General features: G+C 53.3%; 1 protein-coding gene and 1 pseudogene. Both read left to right on the top strand.

Features of this window, described 5'->3' with window-relative positions; all coding sequences use genetic code 11:
• Nucleotides 1-231, top strand: a 231-nt coding sequence (gene rplT / locus AC1DRJ_RS32250) for a 50S ribosomal protein L20 (RefSeq protein ID WP_477805647.1), incomplete at its 5' end; no start/stop codon positions are given.
• 109 nt (nt 232-340) lie between these two features.
• A pseudogene (locus AC1DRJ_RS32245) lies at nt 341-505 on the top strand (phenylalanine--tRNA ligase subunit alpha); the annotation flags it as partial.

Here is a 505-nt window from a genome sequence, read left to right as displayed (position 1 = left end):
GGCCAATACGCCTACCGTGACCGTCGTCAGAAAAAACGTCAGTTCCGCGCTCTGTGGATCGCTCGTATCAACGCTGGTGCACGTATCAACGGTCTGTCCTACAGCCGTTTCATCGCCGGCCTGAAAAAAGCGTCCATCGAGATCGACCGTAAGGTTCTGGCTGATCTGGCAGTGAACGAAAAAGCGGCGTTTGCTGCGATTGTCGAGAAAGCTAAAGCCACCTTGGCTTAAGTACCCCCGACAGTCACCCGGCCTCACCTCTGTGGGGCCAGGTGTTAAACGTCATAAATAGGGGAAGAGCCTTCAAGCTCTTCCCCTATTTTGTATCTGGAGTCTGTACATGGAAAACCTGGATGCGCTCGTCTCTCAAGCACTAGAGGCTGTGCAAAGCGCTGAAGATATCAATGCCCTGGAGCAAATCCGGGTTCACTACCTTGGCAAAAAGGGTGAATTGACTCAGGTGATGAAGACCCTGGGGAATTTGCCGGCAGAAGAGCGTCCGCAG

The organism is Pseudomonas sp. P5_B2, from assembly GCF_056400445.1.
This window is presented reverse-complemented; position numbering and strand designations above follow the sequence as displayed.